The sequence below is a fragment of the Nostoc sp. genome (assembly GCF_036917235.1).
Lineage (GTDB): Bacteria > Cyanobacteriota > Cyanobacteriia > Cyanobacteriales > Nostocaceae > Nostoc.
The window spans coordinates 194742-216955 of the sequence record NZ_JBALDU010000021.1 but is presented as its reverse complement, the minus strand read 5'-3'; the positions used below and the strand labels follow the sequence as shown (position 1 = coordinate 216955).

14 protein-coding genes are annotated in these 22214 nt (G+C 41.8%); 5 read left to right on the top strand and 9 right to left on the bottom strand.

The window, feature by feature from the left end; genetic code table 11:
• Positions 1-20: 20 nt before the first annotated feature.
• Complete coding sequence (locus V7K44_RS07085) at positions 21-2612, bottom strand: sensor histidine kinase (RefSeq protein WP_334929962.1); 2592 nt, start codon at positions 2610-2612, stop codon at positions 21-23.
• Between the two features lie 477 nt (positions 2613-3089).
• On the opposite strand from V7K44_RS07085, the gene V7K44_RS07080 reads away from it, so the two are divergent.
• From V7K44_RS07080 to V7K44_RS07065, 4 genes are all read left to right on the top strand, one after another.
• Complete coding sequence (locus V7K44_RS07080) at positions 3090-3677, top strand: Uma2 family endonuclease (RefSeq protein ID WP_334929960.1); 588 nt, start codon at positions 3090-3092, stop codon at positions 3675-3677.
• Positions 3678-4349: 672 nt separating this feature from the next.
• On the top strand, positions 4350-5429 hold the full coding sequence (gene ada, locus V7K44_RS07075; RefSeq protein WP_334929958.1) for a bifunctional DNA-binding transcriptional regulator/O6-methylguanine-DNA methyltransferase Ada: 1080 nt from the start codon (positions 4350-4352) through the stop codon (positions 5427-5429).
• Complete coding sequence (locus tag V7K44_RS07070) at positions 5413-6069, top strand: DNA-3-methyladenine glycosylase family protein (protein WP_334929956.1); 657 nt, start codon at positions 5413-5415, stop codon at positions 6067-6069. The genes ada and V7K44_RS07070 overlap by 17 nt, the downstream gene beginning before the upstream one ends.
• A 119-nt stretch (positions 6070-6188) precedes the next feature.
• The gene (locus V7K44_RS07065) at positions 6189-7187 is read left to right on the top strand and encodes a DMT family transporter (RefSeq protein WP_334929954.1); all 999 of its coding nucleotides are present in this window, start codon (positions 6189-6191) and stop codon (positions 7185-7187) included.
• Between the two features lie 196 nt (positions 7188-7383).
• Here the strand turns inward: V7K44_RS07065 and glk are convergent, their stop codons facing one another.
• The 7 genes from glk to dapF form a co-directional block, all read right to left on the bottom strand.
• Complete coding sequence (gene glk / locus V7K44_RS07060) at positions 7384-8457, bottom strand: glucokinase (RefSeq protein WP_334929952.1); 1074 nt, start codon at positions 8455-8457, stop codon at positions 7384-7386.
• A 15-nt stretch (positions 8458-8472) separates the two neighbouring features.
• Positions 8473-9948: a hypothetical protein gene (locus V7K44_RS07055; RefSeq protein WP_334929950.1), complete on the bottom strand. Its 1476-nt coding sequence runs from the start codon at positions 9946-9948 to the stop codon at positions 8473-8475.
• Between the two features lie 501 nt (positions 9949-10449).
• The gene (locus tag V7K44_RS07050; RefSeq protein ID WP_334929947.1) at positions 10450-11340 is read right to left on the bottom strand and encodes a phytanoyl-CoA dioxygenase family protein; all 891 of its coding nucleotides are present in this window, start codon (positions 11338-11340) and stop codon (positions 10450-10452) included.
• A 57-nt stretch (positions 11341-11397) separates the two neighbouring features.
• Positions 11398-13719: an ROK family protein gene (locus V7K44_RS07045; RefSeq protein WP_334929945.1), complete on the bottom strand. Its 2322-nt coding sequence runs from the start codon at positions 13717-13719 to the stop codon at positions 11398-11400.
• Positions 13716-16193 carry a 3-dehydroquinate synthase family protein gene (locus V7K44_RS07040; RefSeq protein WP_334929943.1) on the bottom strand — a complete coding sequence of 826 codons (2478 nt, stop codon included), beginning with the start codon at positions 16191-16193 and terminating at the stop codon, positions 13716-13718. Before V7K44_RS07040 ends, V7K44_RS07045 begins: the two co-directional genes overlap by 4 nt.
• A 2-nt stretch (positions 16194-16195) precedes the next feature.
• On the bottom strand, positions 16196-17875 hold the full coding sequence (locus tag V7K44_RS07035) for a carbamoyltransferase family protein (protein ID WP_334929941.1): 1680 nt from the start codon (positions 17873-17875) through the stop codon (positions 16196-16198).
• Between the two features lie 801 nt (positions 17876-18676).
• The gene (dapF, locus tag V7K44_RS07030) at positions 18677-19516 is read right to left on the bottom strand and encodes a diaminopimelate epimerase (protein ID WP_334929939.1); all 840 of its coding nucleotides are present in this window, start codon (positions 19514-19516) and stop codon (positions 18677-18679) included.
• A gap of 69 nt (positions 19517-19585) precedes the next feature.
• Here dapF and V7K44_RS07025 point away from each other — a divergent pair, with 69 nt between their 5' ends.
• On the top strand, positions 19586-19804 hold the full coding sequence (locus V7K44_RS07025; protein WP_334929936.1) for an Hfq-related RNA-binding protein: 219 nt from the start codon (positions 19586-19588) through the stop codon (positions 19802-19804).
• 183 nt (positions 19805-19987) lie between these two features.
• On the opposite strand, the gene V7K44_RS07020 is transcribed toward V7K44_RS07025, so the two are convergent.
• Complete coding sequence (locus V7K44_RS07020; protein WP_334929934.1) at positions 19988-21769, bottom strand: diguanylate cyclase domain-containing protein; 1782 nt, start codon at positions 21767-21769, stop codon at positions 19988-19990.
• Positions 21770-22214: the final 445 nt, after the last annotated feature.

Sequence of the window (22214 nt, the reverse complement as noted above, 5' to 3'; positions counted from 1 at the left end):
CCCTCTCATTTTTTGGTGATTTATGGGCGATTTGTTGCGGATGAAGTTGCCAAAGGTAATGTAAACCAGAAAGTTAACCCACGCTTGCGGTTACTCATAACACCGATTTCGCCGCCATGCGCCTTAATAACTTTCCGACAAAGATACATTTTTAAGCCAATGCTTGTAGAGCAACAGTCTTGAGGATCGCGGACATGGAGATCGAAGAGGCGATCGCACTCTACTTTACTCATTCCCACACCGCCATCTTGAATCTGAGTGCGAATCATTCCCCCTTCAACGGTGGCACTCAAGGTAAAATTTAATCCTGGTGGATTATTTTGCAAGCCATGTGCGATTAAATTTCCCAAAACTTTCTGCAATCGAGTACCGTCTGCCATTACTAAGGGCAAATCTGCGGGAACCAAGTTCTTCAGAGTCGCTTGACTTTGTGTCAGCATGGGTTCCAACTGGGCGAATGTGCCTGCCAGTAGGGTGCTAAATTGCACAGGTTCGAGTTTGATCTCAAGACCCTGTTTTTCACAGGAATTAATTTCTAGCAATGAGTTAATCATCGTCAGTTGGCGATCGTTGCCCTGAATCATCCGCTCGATGATTGAGCGAGATATTGGAATTGAAGATTGGGCATTGGGGATGGGGGGCAGAGGGGAAAGAGGCAGAGGGGCATTGGGGATGGGGGGCAGAGGGGAAAGACTTGCTGTAATTGCTCCCCTGCTCCCCTGCTCCCCTGCTCCCCTGCTCCCCACTCCCTGATTTAACAAATTCTTTAACACCATCAAGTTACCCATCACCGAAGTCCGTAAATCGTGGGCAACTGTATGCAAAACAACATCTTTGACGCGATGCAATTTTTCAACTTCTTGCATTTTCTGCTGCAACTGTGCTGTTCGTTCTTGAACTTGGTATTCTAAATTAGTGTTGAGTTCTGCTAGCTTTTGGCATATCTGACTTTGTTGAATCGCGATCGCTAGCTGTTCTGACATCTGCTGTAACAAATCGATTTCTATTGGCTGCCAATGACGCGCCCCTGAGCATTGATTGGCAATTAATGCGCCAAATAATTCGTTATTTAGCATAATTGGTACAGCCAAGCTAGCCTTCGTTTGGAATTTTTGACAGTGTGCTTTTACTTTGGGAGATACTGATATTTGCGTTACGTCTTCAACGACACGCACACGATTATCTTTTAATAAGTTTCTTAATTCTTGTAGATAAGCTTCATCATTAGTAGACCAACCTGAGACTGATGGATACTTAGGATCTACTGATTCGGCAAGAGTTTTGACTCCTAAATTGGCATTATTTAAACCAATGAAAACTCGATCTGTTTGCAGAAATTGCCTAACTTCCGTCACGGTGGTTTGGAGAATTTGCTCTAAGTTCAGCGAAGATCGAATTCGCACTAGGGTTTCTGCCAACAAGCGATCGCGTTGGGCACAAAAGCGTAATTGTGCTTCTACTTGTTTGCGTTCTGTAATGTCGTGATGCACTGCTAAAATGGCAGGAATACCATTTAAATCAATGACTTCGGCTGACAGCAGCGTTGTAATTATCTCGCCAGATTTTTGCCGAAAATCAATTTCTAAGTTACGAGCAACTCCCGTGCTTTGCAACTCTTGCACTAAGTTTAGGCGATCGCGATCGTTTACCCAAAGATTTAACTCAAAAGAAGTTTTACCAATTGCCTCATCTCGCCCATAACCGGAAAGATTCACAAAACTGTCGTTAACTTCGATAAAGCGTCCTTCTTGCAGCGTGCTAATGGTGATTGAATCGGGGCTGCAACTAAAAGCTTTAGCAAATTTTTGGGCAAGATTTTGTAAGGCGACTTCCCCTTGTTTGCGATCTGTGATATCTCGGACAATTGCTAATACCTCATCTGCGCCGCTTACTACCAACCGCGCCTCATAATCTCTGACTCCCAAAGATGTTGGTAGTTGATATTCACAAGTTTGCAAAATTCCCGAATCTAAAGTTTTAGCGATCGCTACTTGGCTAATGGCTGCAACATCACTCGGCAATAACTCTTGCAAATTTTTTCCAACGATTTCTTCTCTCGAAAGAGTGATATTTGCGCCTTCACTTTTCAAATCTAGATACTCGCCATCGCGGCTGATGCGAAACATCAAATCGGGGATAGCATCCAAAATTGCTTTATACCGTGCTTCACTCTCTTGCAATTTTTCTTGGGCTTGTTTTCGGTCTGTAATATCCATAACCAAGCCATGCCAAACAAAATCGCCATCTTCTTGTAATTCGGGTTGCGCAGTACCTTGAATCCATTTTAGTTTGCCACTAGGCGTAACAATCCGACCTTCCCAATGCCAAGGTGTAAGAGTATTGCGACAAACAGCAATAGATTCTGTAAAAGCTTTTATATCCTGTGGATGAATCAGTTTACATAACACCCGAAAGTCTGCCTGTACAGCTTCTGGTTCTAATTCATACAAATATTTACAACCAGAACTAATATAAGGGATAAATACAGAACCATCCTGCCGTTGCAGAATTTGGAAAATCATCCCCGGTAAATTGGCAGCAACTGTTTCCAACAGAGGGATCTTCTCTGGTAGAAAATCTGGTTTATGCGGTGATTTTATAATTTCATCCACTCTTAGACCCTTTGATATATAAGCAATTGGCATAATATTCAAGGTAATCATAGCCATTGTAAAAGTTTTTTAGCTGTCGGCGAGATCGCTAACAGCAAAAAAGTGGCTCTACTTTCAGAGTAGTTCTGGATGCTGCGATCGCATTCACCCAATCGGGTGAACCATTTGTCAAAGAGCGAATCATTTCAGGAGTACTGAGTCACTTTGAGGCAAAGGGATTAGGATTAGCGTAGACGCGGAGCGGCTTGCCGCAGACATCGCTCGACAAATTATATTAGTGCAGCGTGTTGCAGACAAAAGCTGCGCGTAGATTGATTGCTTCTTCGCGGAGTACGCAGACTCGTTAACGAGGCAGTGGAGGGTACAGAGCAAGCACTGATAGTGTCGGCGGCAAGCGAGTCTGCGAGCGTCTTGCAACTACGAATGACTTTGACAGACTACTAGAATAGATATATTGCTTCCACCCAAACTGATAATATGAATAGTACCACCGTCAGTTTACCTCCTACCCTCGAATTAAATATCGACTTGACTGACGAGCAATTTTTTCAGCTTTGTCAAAATAATCGAGACTTAAAGTTTGAGCGGACAGCTTCAGGAGAATTAATTATTATGCCACCTACGGGGAGTAGTACTAGTGACCGTAATGCCGATTTAACTTATCAATTAAGAGCTTGGAGTCGTCAAAATAAGCTAGGGAAATCCTTTGACTCTTCTGGTGGTTTCAAACTTCCCAACGGTGCAGAGCGTTCTCCAGATGCTTCCTGGGTGAAAATGGAACGGTGGAATGCTTTAAGCGAAGCAGAAAAAGAAAGATTTGCTCCTTTGTGTCCCGATTTTGTAGTTGAGTTAATGTCTCCAAGTGATTCCTTAGAAAAAACGCGAGCCAAAATGAGGGAATATATGGAGAATGGCGCAAGATTGGGCTGGTTAATTAATAGAGGACAGCAAGAGGTAGAAATTTATCGTCTCAATAGAGAAGTTGAGATTTTACAAAGTCCTAAAACTCTATCTGGAGAAGATGTTTTGCCAGGATTTGTTTTAGATTTAGCAGAAATTTGGTAAGTAATTGCCTACCCTGAATCATTCGTAATCAACAAGATCCCCAAAAAATTTTATGAAGTCGGGGATATGTGGGTTGTAATTCTCACAAATCAAATAGGATGGCTATACTACAAGATTATGATAATTTAATTTCACTAATAGCCCAGCCAAGTACTTCCAAAAACTGTTTGAGTATTTCATCATTCAGAGCAGAAAAGGGAATATACCAGCAATAAGGATTAATAGAAATTGATGTTCCTACAACAGACTTAAATCGAGTCAGAAGTTCTGTTTTCTTTTCTTCTGAATTGAATGGTGGCTCGTAGGCACAAATTTCTACAGTGGCATTACTCCAAACTCGGATAGCCAGCTAGTAGCTTTTGTAACCCATCCTCTGATTCATAGGGTTCTTCCTTCATTTCAACTAATTGAGAATTATCCTGAATCAGGTAAATACCACCACTCATAAAAACTCCGTTGTGTTGACCTAATTTAAGGTTCCCGGTTTCATCGAGTAGCGAACACTCGTTCAGCGAGTTGGTACATTCAAAAACTGAGATAATCAACTTTGATCGCAACAATCAGATAGAAAATAGTTTATTGATACATTTAATCTAGTTTTACCTAAAGGAAAAAACTAATAATGGACACTCCAAAGTAGGGATACTTTGCAATAAATTCAAGGAGACATGAATGCAATTACAACAAATACAACTTTTAGAAGAAACACTATGGGAAGCAGTTCTCAATCGAGACTCCGCTTTTGAAGGTAAGTTTTTCTATGGTGTTCACTCTACAGGCATTTATTGCCGACCTATTTGCCCTAGTCGCAGACCGAATCGAAATCAAGTTTGTTTCTTCCAGTCGGTAGAAGAGGCTGAAATTGCAGGTTTTCGACCTTGTAAGCGTTGTCAGCCACAAGCTGAAACAGTTCCAATTACAGCCAAAATCTTAGCAGTATGTCGATATATTGAAGCACAAGTCGATCGCGTCCCAACCCTCTCGGAATTATGCTCTCAGGTGGAAATGAGTCCCAGTTATCTGCAAAGAATATTTAAGCAAATAATTGGTGTATCGCCTTTTCAATATGCAGATGCGCTGCGTAGCCAACGATTAAAACAGCGTTTACAGTCAGGAGAGGAAATTGCCCATGCAGTTTATGACACGGGGTATGGTTCAAGTAGTCAACTTTATGAGAAAGCACCTAAGCAACTGGGAATGACACCAAAGACTTATCAACAAGCTGGAAAGACAATCAATATTGTTTATGCGATCGCTCCATCACCACTAGGATATTTACTTGTGGCAACAACACAGAAAGGTATCTGTGCCGTTAAACTAGGTGATGAAGCAGACAAGCTTGAACACATTTTGAACCAAGAATTTCACCAAGCGCACATCAGGCGTGATGACCACACACACAAGGAATGGATACAAGCAATTCTCAACTTGATTGCAGGAGATGAAATACATCTTGATTTACCACTTGATGTCCGCGGGACAGCATTTCAGAAACAGGTTTGGCAAGCATTACAAAAAATTCCCTATAGCCAAACGCGTACATACACTGATATAGCCGGCGATATTGCTAAACCGCACGCAGTCCGTGCGGTGGGAAATGCTTGTGGAGCTAATCCGGTCGCGCTGATTGTACCATGTCATCGAGTGCTGCGGAGTGATGGCAGTCTTGGTGGTTATCGCTGGGGAATTGAACGCAAACAAAAACTGCTTATACAAGAATCGAAATCGATCGAAGATGACTCAAACACCTGAATTAGAATCGCTGACTGAAGAAAGTTTGACCCGTGGTTTAATGGTGCTTGCTAATCTTGACAGCGATTTGGCTCGGATTTTAGAAACACTGGGGACTCCACCGATGTGGAAAAGAGAACCGGGTTTTGCAACGCTTCTGTGCATAATTCTGGAACAGCAAGTTTCCGTAGCGGCTGCAAAGGCTGTATTTAATCGGCTATGTGGGGTTGTTGCAACTCTGACGCCAGAAAATTTTCTGATGTTGGATGATGTTCAATTGAGAGGAATTGGATTCAGTCGGCAAAAAGTTCTATACTGTCGTGGCTTGGCGAATGCCATCGCAACTGGTCAGCTTGAGTTAAGCAAGCTGGAAAAAATGGACGAAACGACTATCAGAACTGAGTTAAAGCGTCTTAAAGGCATAGGAGACTGGACAGTTGATATTTATTTGCTGATGGCGCTGCAACGCCCTGATGTTTTTCCTAAAGGCGATTTAGCGATCGCGATCGCTTTTCAAAAGCTCAAAAACTTGGCAACACGTCCAACACCAGTGCAGCTAGAAGCAATGACACAGCACTGGCGACCGTGGCGTGCTGTAGCTGCTAGACTTCTATGGCACTACTACCTGAGTAATGCAAATTCTCCCCAAACTTCCACTTAATAATTGCTCCTTCTCCCTTCTCTACGAGACGCTGCGTGTACCCCTATGGGGAAGCAAGCTACACGTAGTGTGTCGTAAAGAAGGTGTATTTGGCAGTTCGTTTAATAAATATAAACTAAATGGTAGAAAATCAATTAGACCTAACGCAAGAAAAACCTGATAAAGCTTCAAAAATCCTGCCGATAATAACGGTAATAACAGCATTATTAGCTTTATCTACAACAGCAATATTTATTAAAATTGCTGTTAGCCAAATGAGCGCTGTTGCTACATTATTTAATCGTTTATGGATAGCGACTATTATCTTTGGCTTATGGAATGGAATTAACCAAGCACGGACTCAAATTAAAAATGATGAGCCGATTTTACCACAAGAGCGTTATCCAATCAAAGAGATAGCATTTTTAATAGCAGTGGGTCTAGTTCATTTATTAGGTCGATTATGTTGGACTTGGTCGCTAACTCAGACTGGTGCTGCTAATGCTAATGCTTTAGGTAGTCTGAATCCCTTATTTACTACATTAGGAGGATGGTTATTTTTTAATCAAATTTTTGGGCGCAAATTTATCATCGGTCTGATCTTAGCCATAATCGGCGCGATCTCTGTAGGATTTGAAGATTTATTGCGCTCTAATAATAACATTACAGGTGATGCTGTTGCCGTTATATCATCGGTTTTTTATGCAGCAAATTTTTTACTTATCGAGCAGATTCGCAATAAGTTTTCAGTTCTCACCATACTTGTGTGGCGTTGTGTAATTGGAACTTCATTGATGATACCGATAGTACTCATCTTTGAAAAACAAGTTTTCCCAGTTACTTTGTCGGGGTGGTTGGTAGTATTTGCTCTAGCTGCTATTTGCGAAGCCTTGGGTCATGGGCTAATTGTATACAGCCTCAAAAATTTTTCATCAGGATTTATCTCTTTACTATTACTACTCAATCCAGTGATTGTTGCTATTCTTGCTTGGATACTTTTCTCGGAAAACCTGAGTGTTTTTAACTTGCTAGGATTAGCTCTAATCTTAGGTGGTATATATTTAGCAATTTCTAATAAAGAATCTGTGCAATCTAAAGTTAATAACCCTATACAATCTCCAGAGGAAAGCAAATCTTAACAAGTTCGTAAGTAGATGGGCGTGAATAAATATAATATGTTCCGTCATTGCGAGCATTGCGAAGCAATCCCAGAGACTTTGCGATTGCTTCGCTTCGCTCGCAATGACATCTTATATTTAATTATGCCTATCTACTTAGTTAGGAATTTATTGCTTAGAAAATCAGCACTAAATTCCTAACTATGAACCCTTATAGCTAGCTTGAAACTGTTAATAAAGACGTTGCACGCCAAAGCGCACCCAAAAGATGGGCTTTTGGTTCCAAGATAATGTTTATTGGTATTTCCTCAAGTAGCCAACGAAATCTTCCTTTACTTAAAAAACTATTTAAAAAACGTCCATCTGTTAAAGAATCAATAATTTTTGGTGCAACCCCACCACCTAAATACACACCGCCGATAGCAAGGTTTTTGAGAGTTAAATTACCAGCTTCAGCACCATAAAGTCTAGGAAAATGATTCATTACCTCAACACTTGCTGGACATGAACCTTCTATTCCAGCTTGAGCAATAATAGGAGCTATATCTGCGGCTTGCTCACGCGCCGCTAGAACCTCTGGAGCAGGGGTAATTCCCGTAGAAACAACGTATTTAAACATATTATTAATTCCATGCCCTGAAACTACACGCATGACGCTAACGTGTCCCTTGTAGCGCTGAGATAAGAACCGCCAAAGCCCAACTTCCCATTCACTCTGAGGTGCAAAATCTGAATGTCCTCCTTCAGTAGGGCTAGGATGATGAATAGCACCATCCCAAAAAAGTGTACATTCTCCTAATCCCGTTCCTGCTGCTAATATAACCCGATTACCAGAACGTTCTTTACCTTTTTGAACAGTTAATAAGTCTTGAGGGCGAAGCCAATTGAGGCTATATCCTAAAGCAACTAAATCGTTTGCGAGAGTAACATAGGGTGTTTTCAGTAATGAACGCAGCGATGCTACACTGACTTCCCAATTTAATTCTGTTGGCTTACAACGCTCCTCAATCACTGGGCCAGCAACGCCAAAACACGCAGCCGAAACTTCCCACTGCTGTTCAGCGATAAAGTCCTGAAGAGTATCTTCAAAAGATGTGATTGTTTCAGTTTCATAGATTCGGGCATGAATTGTATACCAACCATCTGATTGAAGCTTAAACAGTCCTAGTAGTGTTTTAGTATGACCGACATCACCTGCTAGAATAATCGATTCTTGAAGTTTTTGATTATCTAATTTATCTATTACAGATTTCTCTAAAGCAAAGTGAATATCAAAAATTTCGCTATTCATAAAGATACCTACTAATTAGATGGAATTGATATAGCTTAATGGTCGCCATTGGATAAACAATGAGGTTTTTCCTAAAGCGATGTGTGTAGCTCTAGCTATGGCTTGAAGCATCTGAGTATGACGTTCGATTGTATTAGACGAAAAACCAGATAGTGGGTTAATGGATGTTATAATCTCGACAATTATAACTAGGGTTTGTTGATTTGCGATCGCAAACTGAAATGAGTGATGATTCCAATCGCTTCCTTCATACACGCGACAGTGATGTTTCGTCTGAGAAGATAAACATTCCTCTAATCTTTGCCGAATATCCAATGTTAATCCAGGGTAAAGAACAATTTCCACGAATTGATAATCAGTTTGCGAATCTAGCTGTTCAATTAGCACTGCTTCCAAAGACGCGACATCTGCATCCTCAATCAAATGAATTTTAAAAGGTGGTGTATTTCTTACACTATTCAATAGTTGCGGAACCAACTTTTTATATTGTTGTACCTCTGGGTGGGTGACGAAGGGAATTTTCCACCAGTATGCTAGGCAAGCAACAAAAATTTGGCAAGCATACATAGCTTGCATTCCTCTAGCTAGAGGAGTATCGCCACTAAATTTATCTAATTCAATAATTTCAAATTCTGGAGGAGCTATATCTTGTTCTACCAAAATATTTGCTGGACTATAGTGAGTTTTGCTTCCTAATGCTTGTCGTGTAAGTTGAAGTATCCAACGCTCAAGGGAACTGTGACGTTTTCCCTCAATCTTGAACCAAAGTGCAGAACCTGGATATCGACTGATTTCGTAAGCACGTTTCGCCATTTTATCTAGTAGTGCTTCTTGATTAGCCAATAATTGCTGATAGCAACAAGCAAAGATTTCTTCCTCTAACAACAGCGCCATTGGTAATAGCATTGCTAGGGTAGAGGGTGCAGAAAATAATGCTCCAACATTAGTGTCACTAGAAATGGTTAAGCTGAAATGATGCTCGATTGCTGAAGATTTATTTGCTTCATTCATAGAGGTGAGCCAAATGAAATGTTCTTCAGGATTTAGCCCAGCTAATGTAAAATACTCCTGCAAAGTCTCCATCAGCAAACAGGTTTCTAATGTCGTGCGGGTTAAGGAAATTCCAATGCAAGTTGTTTGCTTTAAATCAAGTTGGTGTTTAAACAATACTGCCAATTCTGAAGGGTTAAGGCTGTGTAAGCCAATAACTTGTTTCTGATTTGATGAAAATCCTAATTCTCGCGCAACATTAACAGCATGAATCCATCCCCCGGTTCCATAAAATAAGAAACGGGTTCGCCCTGAGATGAATCGAGTAGAGAGAATTTTGTGTAATGCTATTTGGATATTCTCCCAAGTTGGTAGCTGAACCCACCCCAGCATTGGTTGTCCATCCTCAAGCCCAAGTTTAGCAAAGTCATTTCCTGTTAAATTGGCGTGGGTAAAGTTGTCGGCTGCTTCAAAAAGGGCAGAAATCGCTTGAGGGTACACTTTTTTGCTCCTAACATTTACAGAATGCTTTAGAACGGCTGCTATGGGTAAAACTGCGATCGCGGTGAAGTGAACAGAGGAGCAGGGGAGCAAGGGATATATATTTTATAATGCGACAATGAGTCTTTTAGCTCCGTTAATGAGTCTTTGATACTCGTGAACGAGTCTTTTAGCTCCGTTAATGAGTCTTTGATACTCGTGAACGAGTCTTTTAGCTCCGTTAACGAGTCTTTTATACTCGTGAACGAGTCTTTTAGCTCCGTTAACGAGTCTTTTATACTCGTGAACGAGTCTTTTAGCTCCGTTAATGAGTCTTTTATACTCGTGAACGAGTCTTTTAGCTCCGTTAATGAGTCTTTTATACTCGTGAACGAGTCTTTTAGCTCCGTGAACGAGTCTTTTATACTCGTGAACGAGTCTTTTAGCTCCGTTAACGAGTCTTTTATACTCGTGAACGAGTCTCAGAACTTGACTTTTTTGCCCCTCTCCCCGGTGCTATGGTTATGTCAAAGTAGGAACGCGGAATTTATCTGTGAATACCCCTTGTTCTTTGAGCATTTGATATTGGAATTCATAAGGTAATTCTGCGATACGGGTAGGAGAATTTCTCGTGTCAAAGGAAATTGGGGTTGAGGTGGGGCAGTAGCTAAAGAAAAGGATGCGCCTTGGTTGCTGGGTGCGATTCACGCTGGAACTATGAACTAGTAAGTCGTGAAATAATAAGAGAGTGCCACGAGGAACGGTGATGTCAACTGAATCTTGGGTATTAATCCGGTTTTCAGGTACTTGATAGCTGCGATAGTTACCAATCATCACGGTTTCATGGGGGATTAGCTCGCGATGCGTACCAGGCCACACTCGTAATGGCCCATTTTCCAATGTACAGTCATCAAGAACAATACCATAGGTAAGAATGTCTGGTCTGTAGCCGTGTTGCACATGATAGTTATAATCTTGATGCAAGAGGAAGCGATCGTCTGCTAGATGAACTTCAATTCCTTCGATTGGTTCAGGAAGGGGTTGCTTGTAGCTAAATTTCTCCTCCATCAGTGCTGGTTCTTCTCCTTGGAGTTGACGGAGGGGAGTTAACAGGCGTTCATCTTTTGCTAGTGCCGAAAATTTGGGGGAAATATCAACAATCGGCTGAATTTTACGGATAATATGCTTTCCTGACGCTAGTTGCTTAATATCTAATCGCCCACTCCGACGATGATTTGCTAGTGAGGAATTAATCAGAAATTCTAGCAATCGATTTGCTTCGAGTTGCATTTCATCAACTTCTTTTTTGGTGAATTTGTCCGGTAATATTAAATAACCGGAATTTTGAAAGCTAGAAATTTGTTCTGCATCTAACTCGCAATGTTTGATTGTATCTAATGTAAGATGCTTCATTTTATTTAATTCTCCTTCATAAAATTGGCAAAAAATGCAGAGACGATCGCTTGAGTTTCATATTGGAAGATGATGTATCATATCACCGGGTAGGGTCATGTCAACTACTACCCGCATGGCGAATTTCCCTTCGACTGTTCCGCGTTCTGCCATTTCACTAAGTACGCGTGGGAGAGCGGGAAAAGAAATAAGTTGAGTAACTAATTGACTAAGATCGAGCTGACCTGATGTTACTAAATCTCTGCCTGATGTATAGTCTTCATGGTGCGAACCTCGCGAACCGATGAAGGTTAGGTGGCGGCGATCGCTAGTACAAGTCTCTACTGACAAACGCTGACTACGAATCTGTTGGCAATCTATGCTGCTACCGTTTAATTCCAACATTGTATTGCCTGTAAAGCCACCAAATAAGCAAATTGTGGCTCCATCGGCAAGGCAAGGTAAAATTTGTTGAATGGCTGATACGCCGCCATCTCCAGCTAATGCCACTATTACGATATCTGCACCTCGTCCTTCTGTTTTACTCAAAATTTCGTCTACCGTGCGATCGCCAAGAGGTAGAGCATCTTCAGGAGGTACAAAACCTGCTTTGACGGCAAAATCTAATTTGGGCATGGAGCGATTCGCCAACAAAATACGCTTTGCTTGGCGAAGCTGGGCTACTTTCGTGTGTAATAATCCAGAAATACCTGCTCCGACAATGAGTAGATTGCACTCGTTATAAGGTCTTGAGAGATAATTTTGAGCGTGGAGAATACAAGCTAGCAATTCCATTAATACCCATTCTGGATAAACGGTTTCTGGTAGCTTGACTACTTGTTGTTTCTCTACTAAGTCGTGATGAAAACTAAATAAATCTTGAAAGATTCCTTCTCGATTATGTCCGACTTTATCATGTTCATCGAAAGGATTATTGGGGTTGATGGCAATCCAATCTCCGACAGATAACCCTTGTAATTTGTTACCAACTGCAACTATTTGAGCGACACATTCATGTCCTAAAATAGTTGGTTCAAGGGGTCGATCGCCTCGATAGATTTGCAGATCGGTGGAGCAAACACCCGCATAGCGAACACGAGCGATCGCTTGAGCCGCACCACATTTAGGAGGCTCACGCCATTGCATTTCACTACGAGCTTCTCCAATGGGTTTGACGACTACCCGATTGCGATCTAAACGGGATTGCACCATCAATCCCACGCCAATTAAGGCATCATGATAATAATCTGGACAGGGTTGAATCAGTGTTTCCAACTGCTCTTGAGTCCAACCTGTAAAGAATCCTGATGGGTGCATTAACTGGCATAAGTTGCGGTGTAGCGATTGAAAGTAGGGTGTACCTACACCGTTGGCGAATCCACCAGAAATAAATACCCGCTCGAGTCCCAGGCTGGCGCAGATTTGGAGGATGCTTAATCCCAGATAAAATGTACTTTGATCGAGGATTTCCAGAGTGAGAGGATCGTTGTCTTGGGCGGCGATCGCAATTGCTCGTGTATCAATTGCTTCAGGTTGTCCAGCACACAGTTCTGCTAAACGCGATTTTTGAAACCGCTCAATCTCATATCGACTAACTCGCCGAGCCATCCGAGCCACAGCCGGGCCAGATGTATAAGCACACAAGTCTGCAATATTACCACACTCGCAGAATGGTACATTAACTGCTTCCAGAACTTCTAAAGCAAAGCTGTCGCCTTGCAGTGCGGCTTTCCCCAAGTGTATCGCGGCTATCTGCTCACCAGCTAGTTGAGCGACTATTGAGTTTTGATAGCGGGCTGGTTCCTGCTTGGCGCGATCGCGGGCATAATTAAGAGCAGCTTGGACTCGTTCGGGAGCTACCACCACGTGTCCGATTTCGCCACCTAAACCGCGATCGTCTAGTTCGAGTTTTTCGCCAGTATTCAAGGCTTTGTTAAAGACTTTGCTAGCAACGCCAGTGCTAACTGTAAATAAAACAAAGCGAGAATATTCTTGGTATCGCCAAGCCATTGCGGAGACATCATTTACAACCCAAATCTCGGTGTTAGGTAAATGCGATCGCAACTTCCCTATTAAGTCAAATCCACTGGCGGGTTGATGCCAAAGAATACTAGCATTTTCGACGATTCCTTGATGAGTTATTACAGCACCGAAGGAAACCCCAACAAAATTGAGATTAAGCTGGGGATGACGTTGACGCAAAGCATGGATTTCACCAATCAGTCGATCTATGAGCAGCTGTTGCAGCACAGACAAAGACTCTTGAGGCAGTAAGAATGCGCCTGGTGTGGGAAATTGATTGACATCATCCAAAAGTTCACCTTTCGGAGACAGGATTCCTAGACGAGTTGATGTTCCGCCAACATCAACGACAATAATATAAGGTATTCTATCGTTCATCGTCGCTCTTCCTGGCACTTTAAGGACTGCATAATCAAGGGTTGTTTAGATTTGTTCAGCGTCTTAATCCCTTGTGATGGAGTCACCTCTAGAGCCAACAAATGATTTTTTGACTGGAGACTGAAGGATTTAAGCTCAGTACAAGCTTGCTGGAGCATTGTCAGATTAATATCTGTAATGTCATCGATGAAAGCTCCTTTGCCAATATCTGTAGGCACAACTAGATGCAACCGTCCCATTTTGTGCGTTATGACATCCTCAAACAGCCGTTGCCAAAGTACTTCTGATTGACAAGCAAGATGATAAATAGGAAGTCCAACTTCTAGCAAAAGCTTCAGAATTCGCTCTAAAACTGAGCGTTTCAAAAGTCCAGCACTCCAGGCGATATGACAAGAAAGTGCCATACCAATCGCTACTGCTTCACCATGTCGGAGTTGATGATGAGTAAGTGACTCTAGACTATGCCCGAATTCATGCCCGAAGTCGGGTAATCGGCGGGCGCTGAGTTCGTAAGGATTAGATTCTAACTCCTCCAACATTAGTGCGATCGCTCGCATCAAAATCTTGTCAATCACTGGTTCTTGAGAACGCGCCAGCACAAGAGGGTAATGTTCTTCAATCAATGCAAAGAGCGAAGCATCTTTAACTAAAGCAATTTTAATTGCTTCCGATAAACCGCAACGAATTTCTTCAATGGGAAGGGTTTGCAAAAACGATTTGTCACACAAACATTGAGTAGAAGGGTAGTATGTTCCCAGGAAATTTTTCTTACCCTTGAAGTTAACACCTACCTTCAAGCCAACACCCGCATCAATGAGGCCGACAAAAGTAGTAGGAATCCGAATATAAGTAATCCCTCCTTCATAGAGGGCTGCGGCAAAACCCACAATATCTGTTAATGTCCCGCCCCCCATAACCACCATCAAATCATCAGATGCTAATTGCAACAGTGACGCTTGCTCAATAATTTCGAGTACAGCGTCCATATTTTTCTGAGATGATGTGAAATGAGCGATGTGTAATTTATAGCCTGCAATTTCTCCCAGTTCCAATTGGCGATCGAGGTAAGCTTGTAAAGCTTTTGCTTGATGACCATCGTAAGCATCAACCACAGCCAGGATTCTTTGTCCTTTACGAAAACAGGCACTCAAAGACGAGTTAGCCGGATCGAGAACTGATGGTACAAGTGTCACCGAATACTGCACCAATTCGGAACTCGAAATATTACTTATCCAACAACTCTCTAAAACTCTTCTTCCTACCCTGCGGGAAGCCGCTGCCGCGTCTATGCGTCCTTTGCGCCCTTCTCTGCGAGACGCTGCGCGATTGCGGTTCGTCTGATGATTATTTTGTGGAACTTCCACCAAGTCAACAACCTCCCATTGCCAACCTTGGCAAGCTTTCAGAGAATCAATCACTCGCTGGATATTAATATCAGAAAAAACCTCTTGACTTTGCACCAATTGAATGCTGCCAATCCGATCGATTAATACAAATGAGGTATCCTCGGATCGCGTTGACAAAACCTTAAATTTTACTGCTAGTTCATTTTCATGACTTATTAATTGAGTCAGGCAATCCTCAAACCCAGCATGATTTAGTAACACCCATACTTGTTGAACTACTTCCGACGAGAGTAGAGCGATCGCTTGAGAAAACAATGTTGCCAACATGATTCCACAAGCTTGAGCTTCGGCTGGAGTTAAACCAGATGCCAGCAAATCTCCAAAGGGTTCCCCAAATTCTAGTGGCGAAGTATTTCCCGGAAAAACCTTCTGACTAAAAGCCTTTAAACTTTGGATAATCGCCTCAGACAAATCAGAATTTGCAACTGTCGAATTAGATAACTGAAGCTCTCGAAACAGATTGGCATCACTTACCAGCGCCAACTTGAGCAGTTCGATATTGTTAACGGCTGATGCTAACTGTAATGAGCGGCTCAAAGAGACTTCATCAACCAAGTTTAAGGTATTGAGATGAGTTAGCCCAATAGTACACATCGCTTTCAACTGCGAGTGGTATCCATGCCAACGCACCTGTGATAATCCCTGATTCCGCAAGCAATATAATACACCGTCAATATCATCCTGAATCTGCACGAAGCGGATTGTTCGGCGATACATTGCGGCTGCTAAAGCAGTTAAAGTCGTCAGTTCAGTGCCAGCATAAGCAACATAAGCATCAGAACGACGCAGTTGTAAATCGATACCAGCCTGAATAATCCTTAAACAGGTTTGCCAAGGATCTTGCAGGTCATCCTGGGAAAAATGCAGAATGCGGAAATCACGAATCCATCCCCGCTTTTGCTGGCTAGCGAAGTATTGGTGGAGGTCTGCTTGATTATCTGTCACTATCAACACAGCAGAATTAGAGGCAAATGCTTCTGCCAAAGTTGGTTGAGATGGATTGAGAACGTCAGACTCAAAGCAAAACCGAGAACGATTCGGGATCTGTGCCTCTAACGAACATGACATATTCATTGCTTCACCACCAAGGCATTACCAATTGCTAGAACCTCCAAATCAGTAGCTAAGAAATCGCGAATGGCATTGTCTGGAGTGTTAACAATCGGTTCAGCTTCGACGTTAAATGATGTGTTCACGACAATCGGGATACCTGTTCGTTGCTCAAAAGCATGAATTAGCTTCCAGTAGCGCGGGTTGGTTTTGCGGCTAACTGCTTGGGGACGGGCGCTGCCATCAATATGAACGATCGCAGGCACAGAGCGACGTTTTTCTTCTTTGACAGTCGCAGCGACAATCATGAAAGGTGAAGCATGGCTACTATCGAAATATTCATCAAACCGTTCTTCGAGAACACTGGGCGCAAGGGGTCGCCACATCTCGCGGGATTTAATTGTATTTAGCCGAACTAAAGTTTCTCTGGAGGTGGGATTGCCTAACAAGGAACGTGCGCCTAAAGCGCGGGGGCCTATTTCCGATCTTCCCTGAAACCAACCAACTAGTTTGTGTGCCTCCAACAGGGTGGCTACCTCTGCTGCTAAAGTATCTTCATCTAATAGTTGGTATTTCAAGCCGTGGCGATCGAGAGCGGCATTAATGTCTTCCTGTGACCAACTAGGCCCCCAGTAAGCGTGTTCCATTTTAAACTCTGGCTTGCGTCCGTGCAGCATCCAATCGAGTTCGAGAGCGGCTCCCAATGCGACTCCAGAATCATGGGCGGCTGGTTGCACGAAAATATCTTTGAACAATCCAGAGTTAGCAATAATTCCATTTGCCGAGCAGTTCAGTGCCACACCTCCAGCCAAACAAAGATATTCACACCCTGTTAATTCTTTCAACCGAAGACACATTCCGATTAGGGTATCTTCGAGAGATTTTTGTACTGATGCTGCAAAGTTAGCATAAGCCATCGGTTCAGCTTTCAGACCGCTGGTGTAAGGAAAACAATTCTCCGAAAAGTAATCTAACATCTGCTTGGCGCGGAAGCGAGGCATATCTGCGTTCCGCATCGGCGGCACATCTGACAATCCTGCAAGTACGGGTGCATTGTCTTGAAAAGCCAGTGGAACTTTCTGGATAGGTTGCCCATAAGAAGCGAGTCCCATAAATTTCCCGACTTCTTTGAGTTTTCCGACTACTCCTGTAAATTGTGCTGCGGTTCGGTAATACAGGCCTAAAGAAACCGGTACGCCAAAGTTCTCTAGAATGTGGATTTCCCCATCCTTACCCATTGCCAAACTGGTGGAATTATCTTCTCCTTGGTTATCAACAATCAAAATCGCGGCTCGTTCAAACCCGCTCACTCGGAAGGTGCTAGCTGCATGGGAGAGGTGATGGCGAATTGCTGTAATTGGGGGTAACTTTTCATACTTGAATACTTCTTGAGGAAACAGATGATCGGGATCGTCATGAGCCGGAAAACGCTTTAGTTCTTCTTCTGTTACACCTTTCCAAATATTCTTGATTTGGTAGTCTGTACCAAAAGCGATCGCTTCAACTTCATCCAAGGTAATTCCCGCTCGATCCAAGCAATAGCGGATGGCATCAACTGGTGGTTCTTGCGGTGCGCGTTTGTTGCGACTAAAGCGTTCTTGCTCACCCATCGCTACTAGCGCACCATTTTTTAACAGCGCTGCGGCTGTGTCGTGTCCGCCAATACCGACACCCAATATGTATTTATCGTTAGTCATCATTATTGAATCAAGTGGTTTTATTTTTAAATTGGTATTGCGATCGCGCAATTAATGATTCAGAAGTTAAGTAAGTTGGCACGAAAAAACCCAAGTATATTACCAAACGTAAACAGGTTTAAAGCCCTTACTAAGCTTAAAAAAGCCGCCTATATCTGAAGTCAAAAAAATCTAGGTGGAATGTTACTAAACCACTCAAAAATTCATTTGAGCCAAGGGAAGAAACTAAAGAGCCTAACCCAAGTTTTAGCTTGCAGCCAAATATTCCAATTTCGAGCCGTCTTTGCTTTGAAGGCTACATATTTTAGCTTCTTGCTGCTTGCTATTTAGAGAACTCTTATGCTCTTTGTGACTGAACTTGATTAAGATTTTGTCCATTAAATATACAATGTAGCTTTTTTAGCTTTTCATTGTGCTTTTTTTCTCATTTATGTATATTCTCAATTTTTTAACAAAAATGCAAGGACAGATAAGACATTTAAGAAATAATTGGGCGATTATAAGTGAGTTGAGACAAATAAAGATAACTAGCTAAAGACATTAGTTTTCCTTTGTAATTTATGCTTGGTAAGGGTTTCAGATATTTTTACTTATCGTTAAAAAAAATAGCTATATCGATTTGCACTTAACTTAAAGACATTTAATATATTTACAGCCTTGTTCATTTATTTGAAGCACAGCCCTCTCTAGCCCGGATTTCTCACCACATCTCTCAAAGCCTTGTGCAGGGGAGCAGGGGAGAGTTCAAATACCAAGTTCTTTTCCCTCTGCCCCTCTACTTACTTAATGTCAATGGTAAGTCGGTTACAGTTTCCCAGTGAACACCCTCTCAGCTGGGCCTGTCATGTAAATCCGTTGGTCTACTTCTGACCATTCAATTTGTAAGGGGCCACCTGGTAATTCTACAGTGGCGGTGCGATCGCATTTTCCAGTTAACACACCAGCTACCAACGAAGCACAAGCACCAGTACCACAAGCTAAGGTAATCCCAGCACCCCGTTCCCACACCCGCATTTTCAAATAATCACGGCGTACCACTTGAATAAATTCAGTATTTATGCGTTGGGGGAAAACTGGGTGATGCTCAAATTTAGGGCCGATGGTTTCTAACTCAATTGCTGCGACATCTTCCACAAAAGTAATGCAGTGGGGATTTCCCATATTTACACAGGTGACTTCCCAGGTTTGCTCCGCCACCTCTAACGGCACAGAAATTACTTTTTCTTGGGCGGGTACAAGATTAGTCGGAATTTCGCTAGCGAGTAAGCTGGGTAAACCCATATCTACTTTAACTTGACCATCAGATAAGAGTTGGGGAGTTATTACACCACCCAAAGTATGAATGCGATATGAATCTTTATTCCGGGATTCCCCTTCTAAATCTGCCAAAAAACCAGCTAAACAGCGAATGCCATTGCCACACATTTCTGGTTCTGAACCATCAGAATTAAAAATCCGCATGGTGTAGTCCGTGCCGTTTTCTCCGGGGAGGGCAAAAATGACACCATCAGCACCGATACCAAAATGGCGATCGCACAACTCGATCGCTTGCTCTGGAGTCACTACAGGCACAGATGACGAGCGATTGTCAATGAGAATAAAGTCGTTGCCTAGACCATGATACTTAGTAAATTCGATTGCCATTTCTTCAAGGATGAATTATCAAGGATTAGTTACTCTTTATTTTGCCTTGTAGGTTCATCTTTACTAAAAATGCTTACCGAATTTGACACCACTTTACCCAGTATTAGACAAGTCCAAAACCTGATTAAACAAACAACGCCAGTAGAGTTAAAGCTGCTGACTGGTGATGTACTCACAGGAAGGGTTTTATGGCAAGACCCACAGTGTATCTCTATTGCAGATGAAAACAGTCAGCAAACCACCGTTTGGAAACAAGCGATCGCTTACATCAAGCCAAAAGTGAGTTAGGAGCGAGGTAGATACTTGTCATTACGTACTCCTTCGGAGAACCCGCAGGGTACGCAGCGATAGCGGAGTGAAGTAATCGCAATGATTCTGTGATTGCGATTACTTCACTGTGTTTCAATCGCGATCGCATATCATAAGTGATTAAGCGGACGTGATATGAACCTTTATTCCTTCTCATGCGACTTAGAATTTTGCAGCACAAACCCACCGATTGCGTCCTTGGTCTTTAGCTTTATACAAAGCTTTGTCGGCTGCATTAATCAAGTCTTGAGCTGAACTTTTATCTGTCGGTTTTTGAATCGCAACACCTAAACTGACGGTCACAAAATGTTGAAAGTTATTCTTCTTATGGGGAATCTTTAATTCCTCAATAGACTTTTGAATCAACTTAGTTATTTTTATCGCACCTGATTCGTTCGTATTTGGCAAAATGACAATAAATTCTTCACCACCATAACGAGCTAGTAGATCGGTAGGACGCTTTAATACAGATTGTGCTGCATGAGCAACTTTTATTAAGCATTTATCCCCAGCTAGGTGTCCATAAGAATCGTTATAATTCTTGAAATAGTCAATATCAAATATAATTAAAGATAAATAATTTTGGCTTAGTTTTAGTCGATTCCATTCCTGCTCTAAAAACTGATCGAAACAATGACGGTTGGCGATTTGGGTTAGAGCATCTAGCTTACTAAGTTTTTCTAGCTGAGAATTTGCTAGTTCTAAAGCATTGTTTGCTTGAACAAGTTGATTAGCTTGAGAGCGAAATTGCTCTAATAATTCAGAATGTTCTAAAGCGACATTAAACTGAGCAGCTAACTGGTGGATAAATTGAATTTCCGACGTTTTCCACTGGCGCGAACAATGGCACTGATGAACACATAATAATCCCCATAAATTTTTTCCTTTCATTAGAGGTGCAACAATTTGCGCCTTGATTTGAAATTGCTCTAACATTTGAATGTGGCAATCCTTTAGCCCATCTTGATAAATATCTGATAATATCTGTATACGCCCTTGGTGACAAGCAAGTGCATATTTTTTACCAAAACAATCATCTTTTACCTTGATGCCGATCGTAGAATCGTAGTCAGGCAATACATTCTCAGAGACAAATTCCCCAGAGGTATAGTTAGATTCCGGGTCAAATCGAAAGATACTGACGCGATCGCTACGGAGAGCTTTACGAATTTCTCGTACAGTAGTCTTAAACAAGATGTCTAGATTTAGAGATTCACGAATTTCAGCAACTAAATTAAACAGAATATCTTGCTGCTGATTTGCTTTATACAGTTCTGCTGCTTTTTGTTCTGCTTGAGCTAAAAATTCTGCTTGTTTAACTGCAAATCCTAACTGCGTTGCAATTTGAGACAGAAACTGAATTTCTAATTTTTTCCATTCATGTGGCTGTGAGTGCTGATAAGCAGCAAGCACTCCCCAGAGTTTTTTTCCAACAAAAATTGGTGCAGTTGCATAAGCTCGAATATGAAATTGTTCTAAAATTTCTAAATGACATTGAGACAAGCTTGCTGCGTAGACATCTGAAACAACTAAAGTTTCATTATTACAATACCGTCCACCTTGATTTTCTTGTAGATAAGAATCATTCCAAACTGTATTTTTTCCTAATGTTTCTAGATCGTCCCATCCAGTCTCTGCAAACTCAAAGTCGCTGACAAATTCTCCACCCCAGTTTTCATAGAAACGATAAACGGCAATTCGCTCGACGCGAAGTAACTTGCAAGTTTCTTTAGTGGTTGTACGAAAAATTGTTTCTAACTCAAGAGAAGCTCGAATTTTGCTAATAACTCGGTAAAGCGCCCTTTCTTGCTCTTCTAGCTGCTGAATTTGAACTTGTTTATCATACAGTTGAGTTTCTAAATTACTAACACTAGGTTGTCCTAAAAGCTTACAGAGTAGATTAGCAGATACCTTCGTAATTATACGCAAAGTTGTGTTCAACATTATAAGTATAATTTCAGTAATATTTTAAAGATTAAAATTGACAACTACAATGCTTTAACAATGTAATGTTTCGTAGTTTATAACCATTATCGCCTCAATTATCAAACAACGTTAGTAGACCTAAAAATTCTACGATTAAGAAAGGTCAAGCAGATGACCCTATTAATTACTTTGCTGTTAAAGACAATCAAGATTTAGAGTTGTCAAAGCCAAGATATCTATTTGTTACCTTTTCCCGCATCCAGTTGACAAGAAATAATGTAATTCCCTTCAGCTCTCACGGAATCAGAGACAACATCTTGGAGCTTGGTATTTTAAAAGGGCATTATGCTAGAAGAATATGAAAAAGCACTTTAGATAGGCAGTAGGGATGCAGAGAAGCGGGGCTTTTGGGCTTTCTGCATAGATTCGGGAATTAAAATTAATTAGCCGGACTTGATATCAC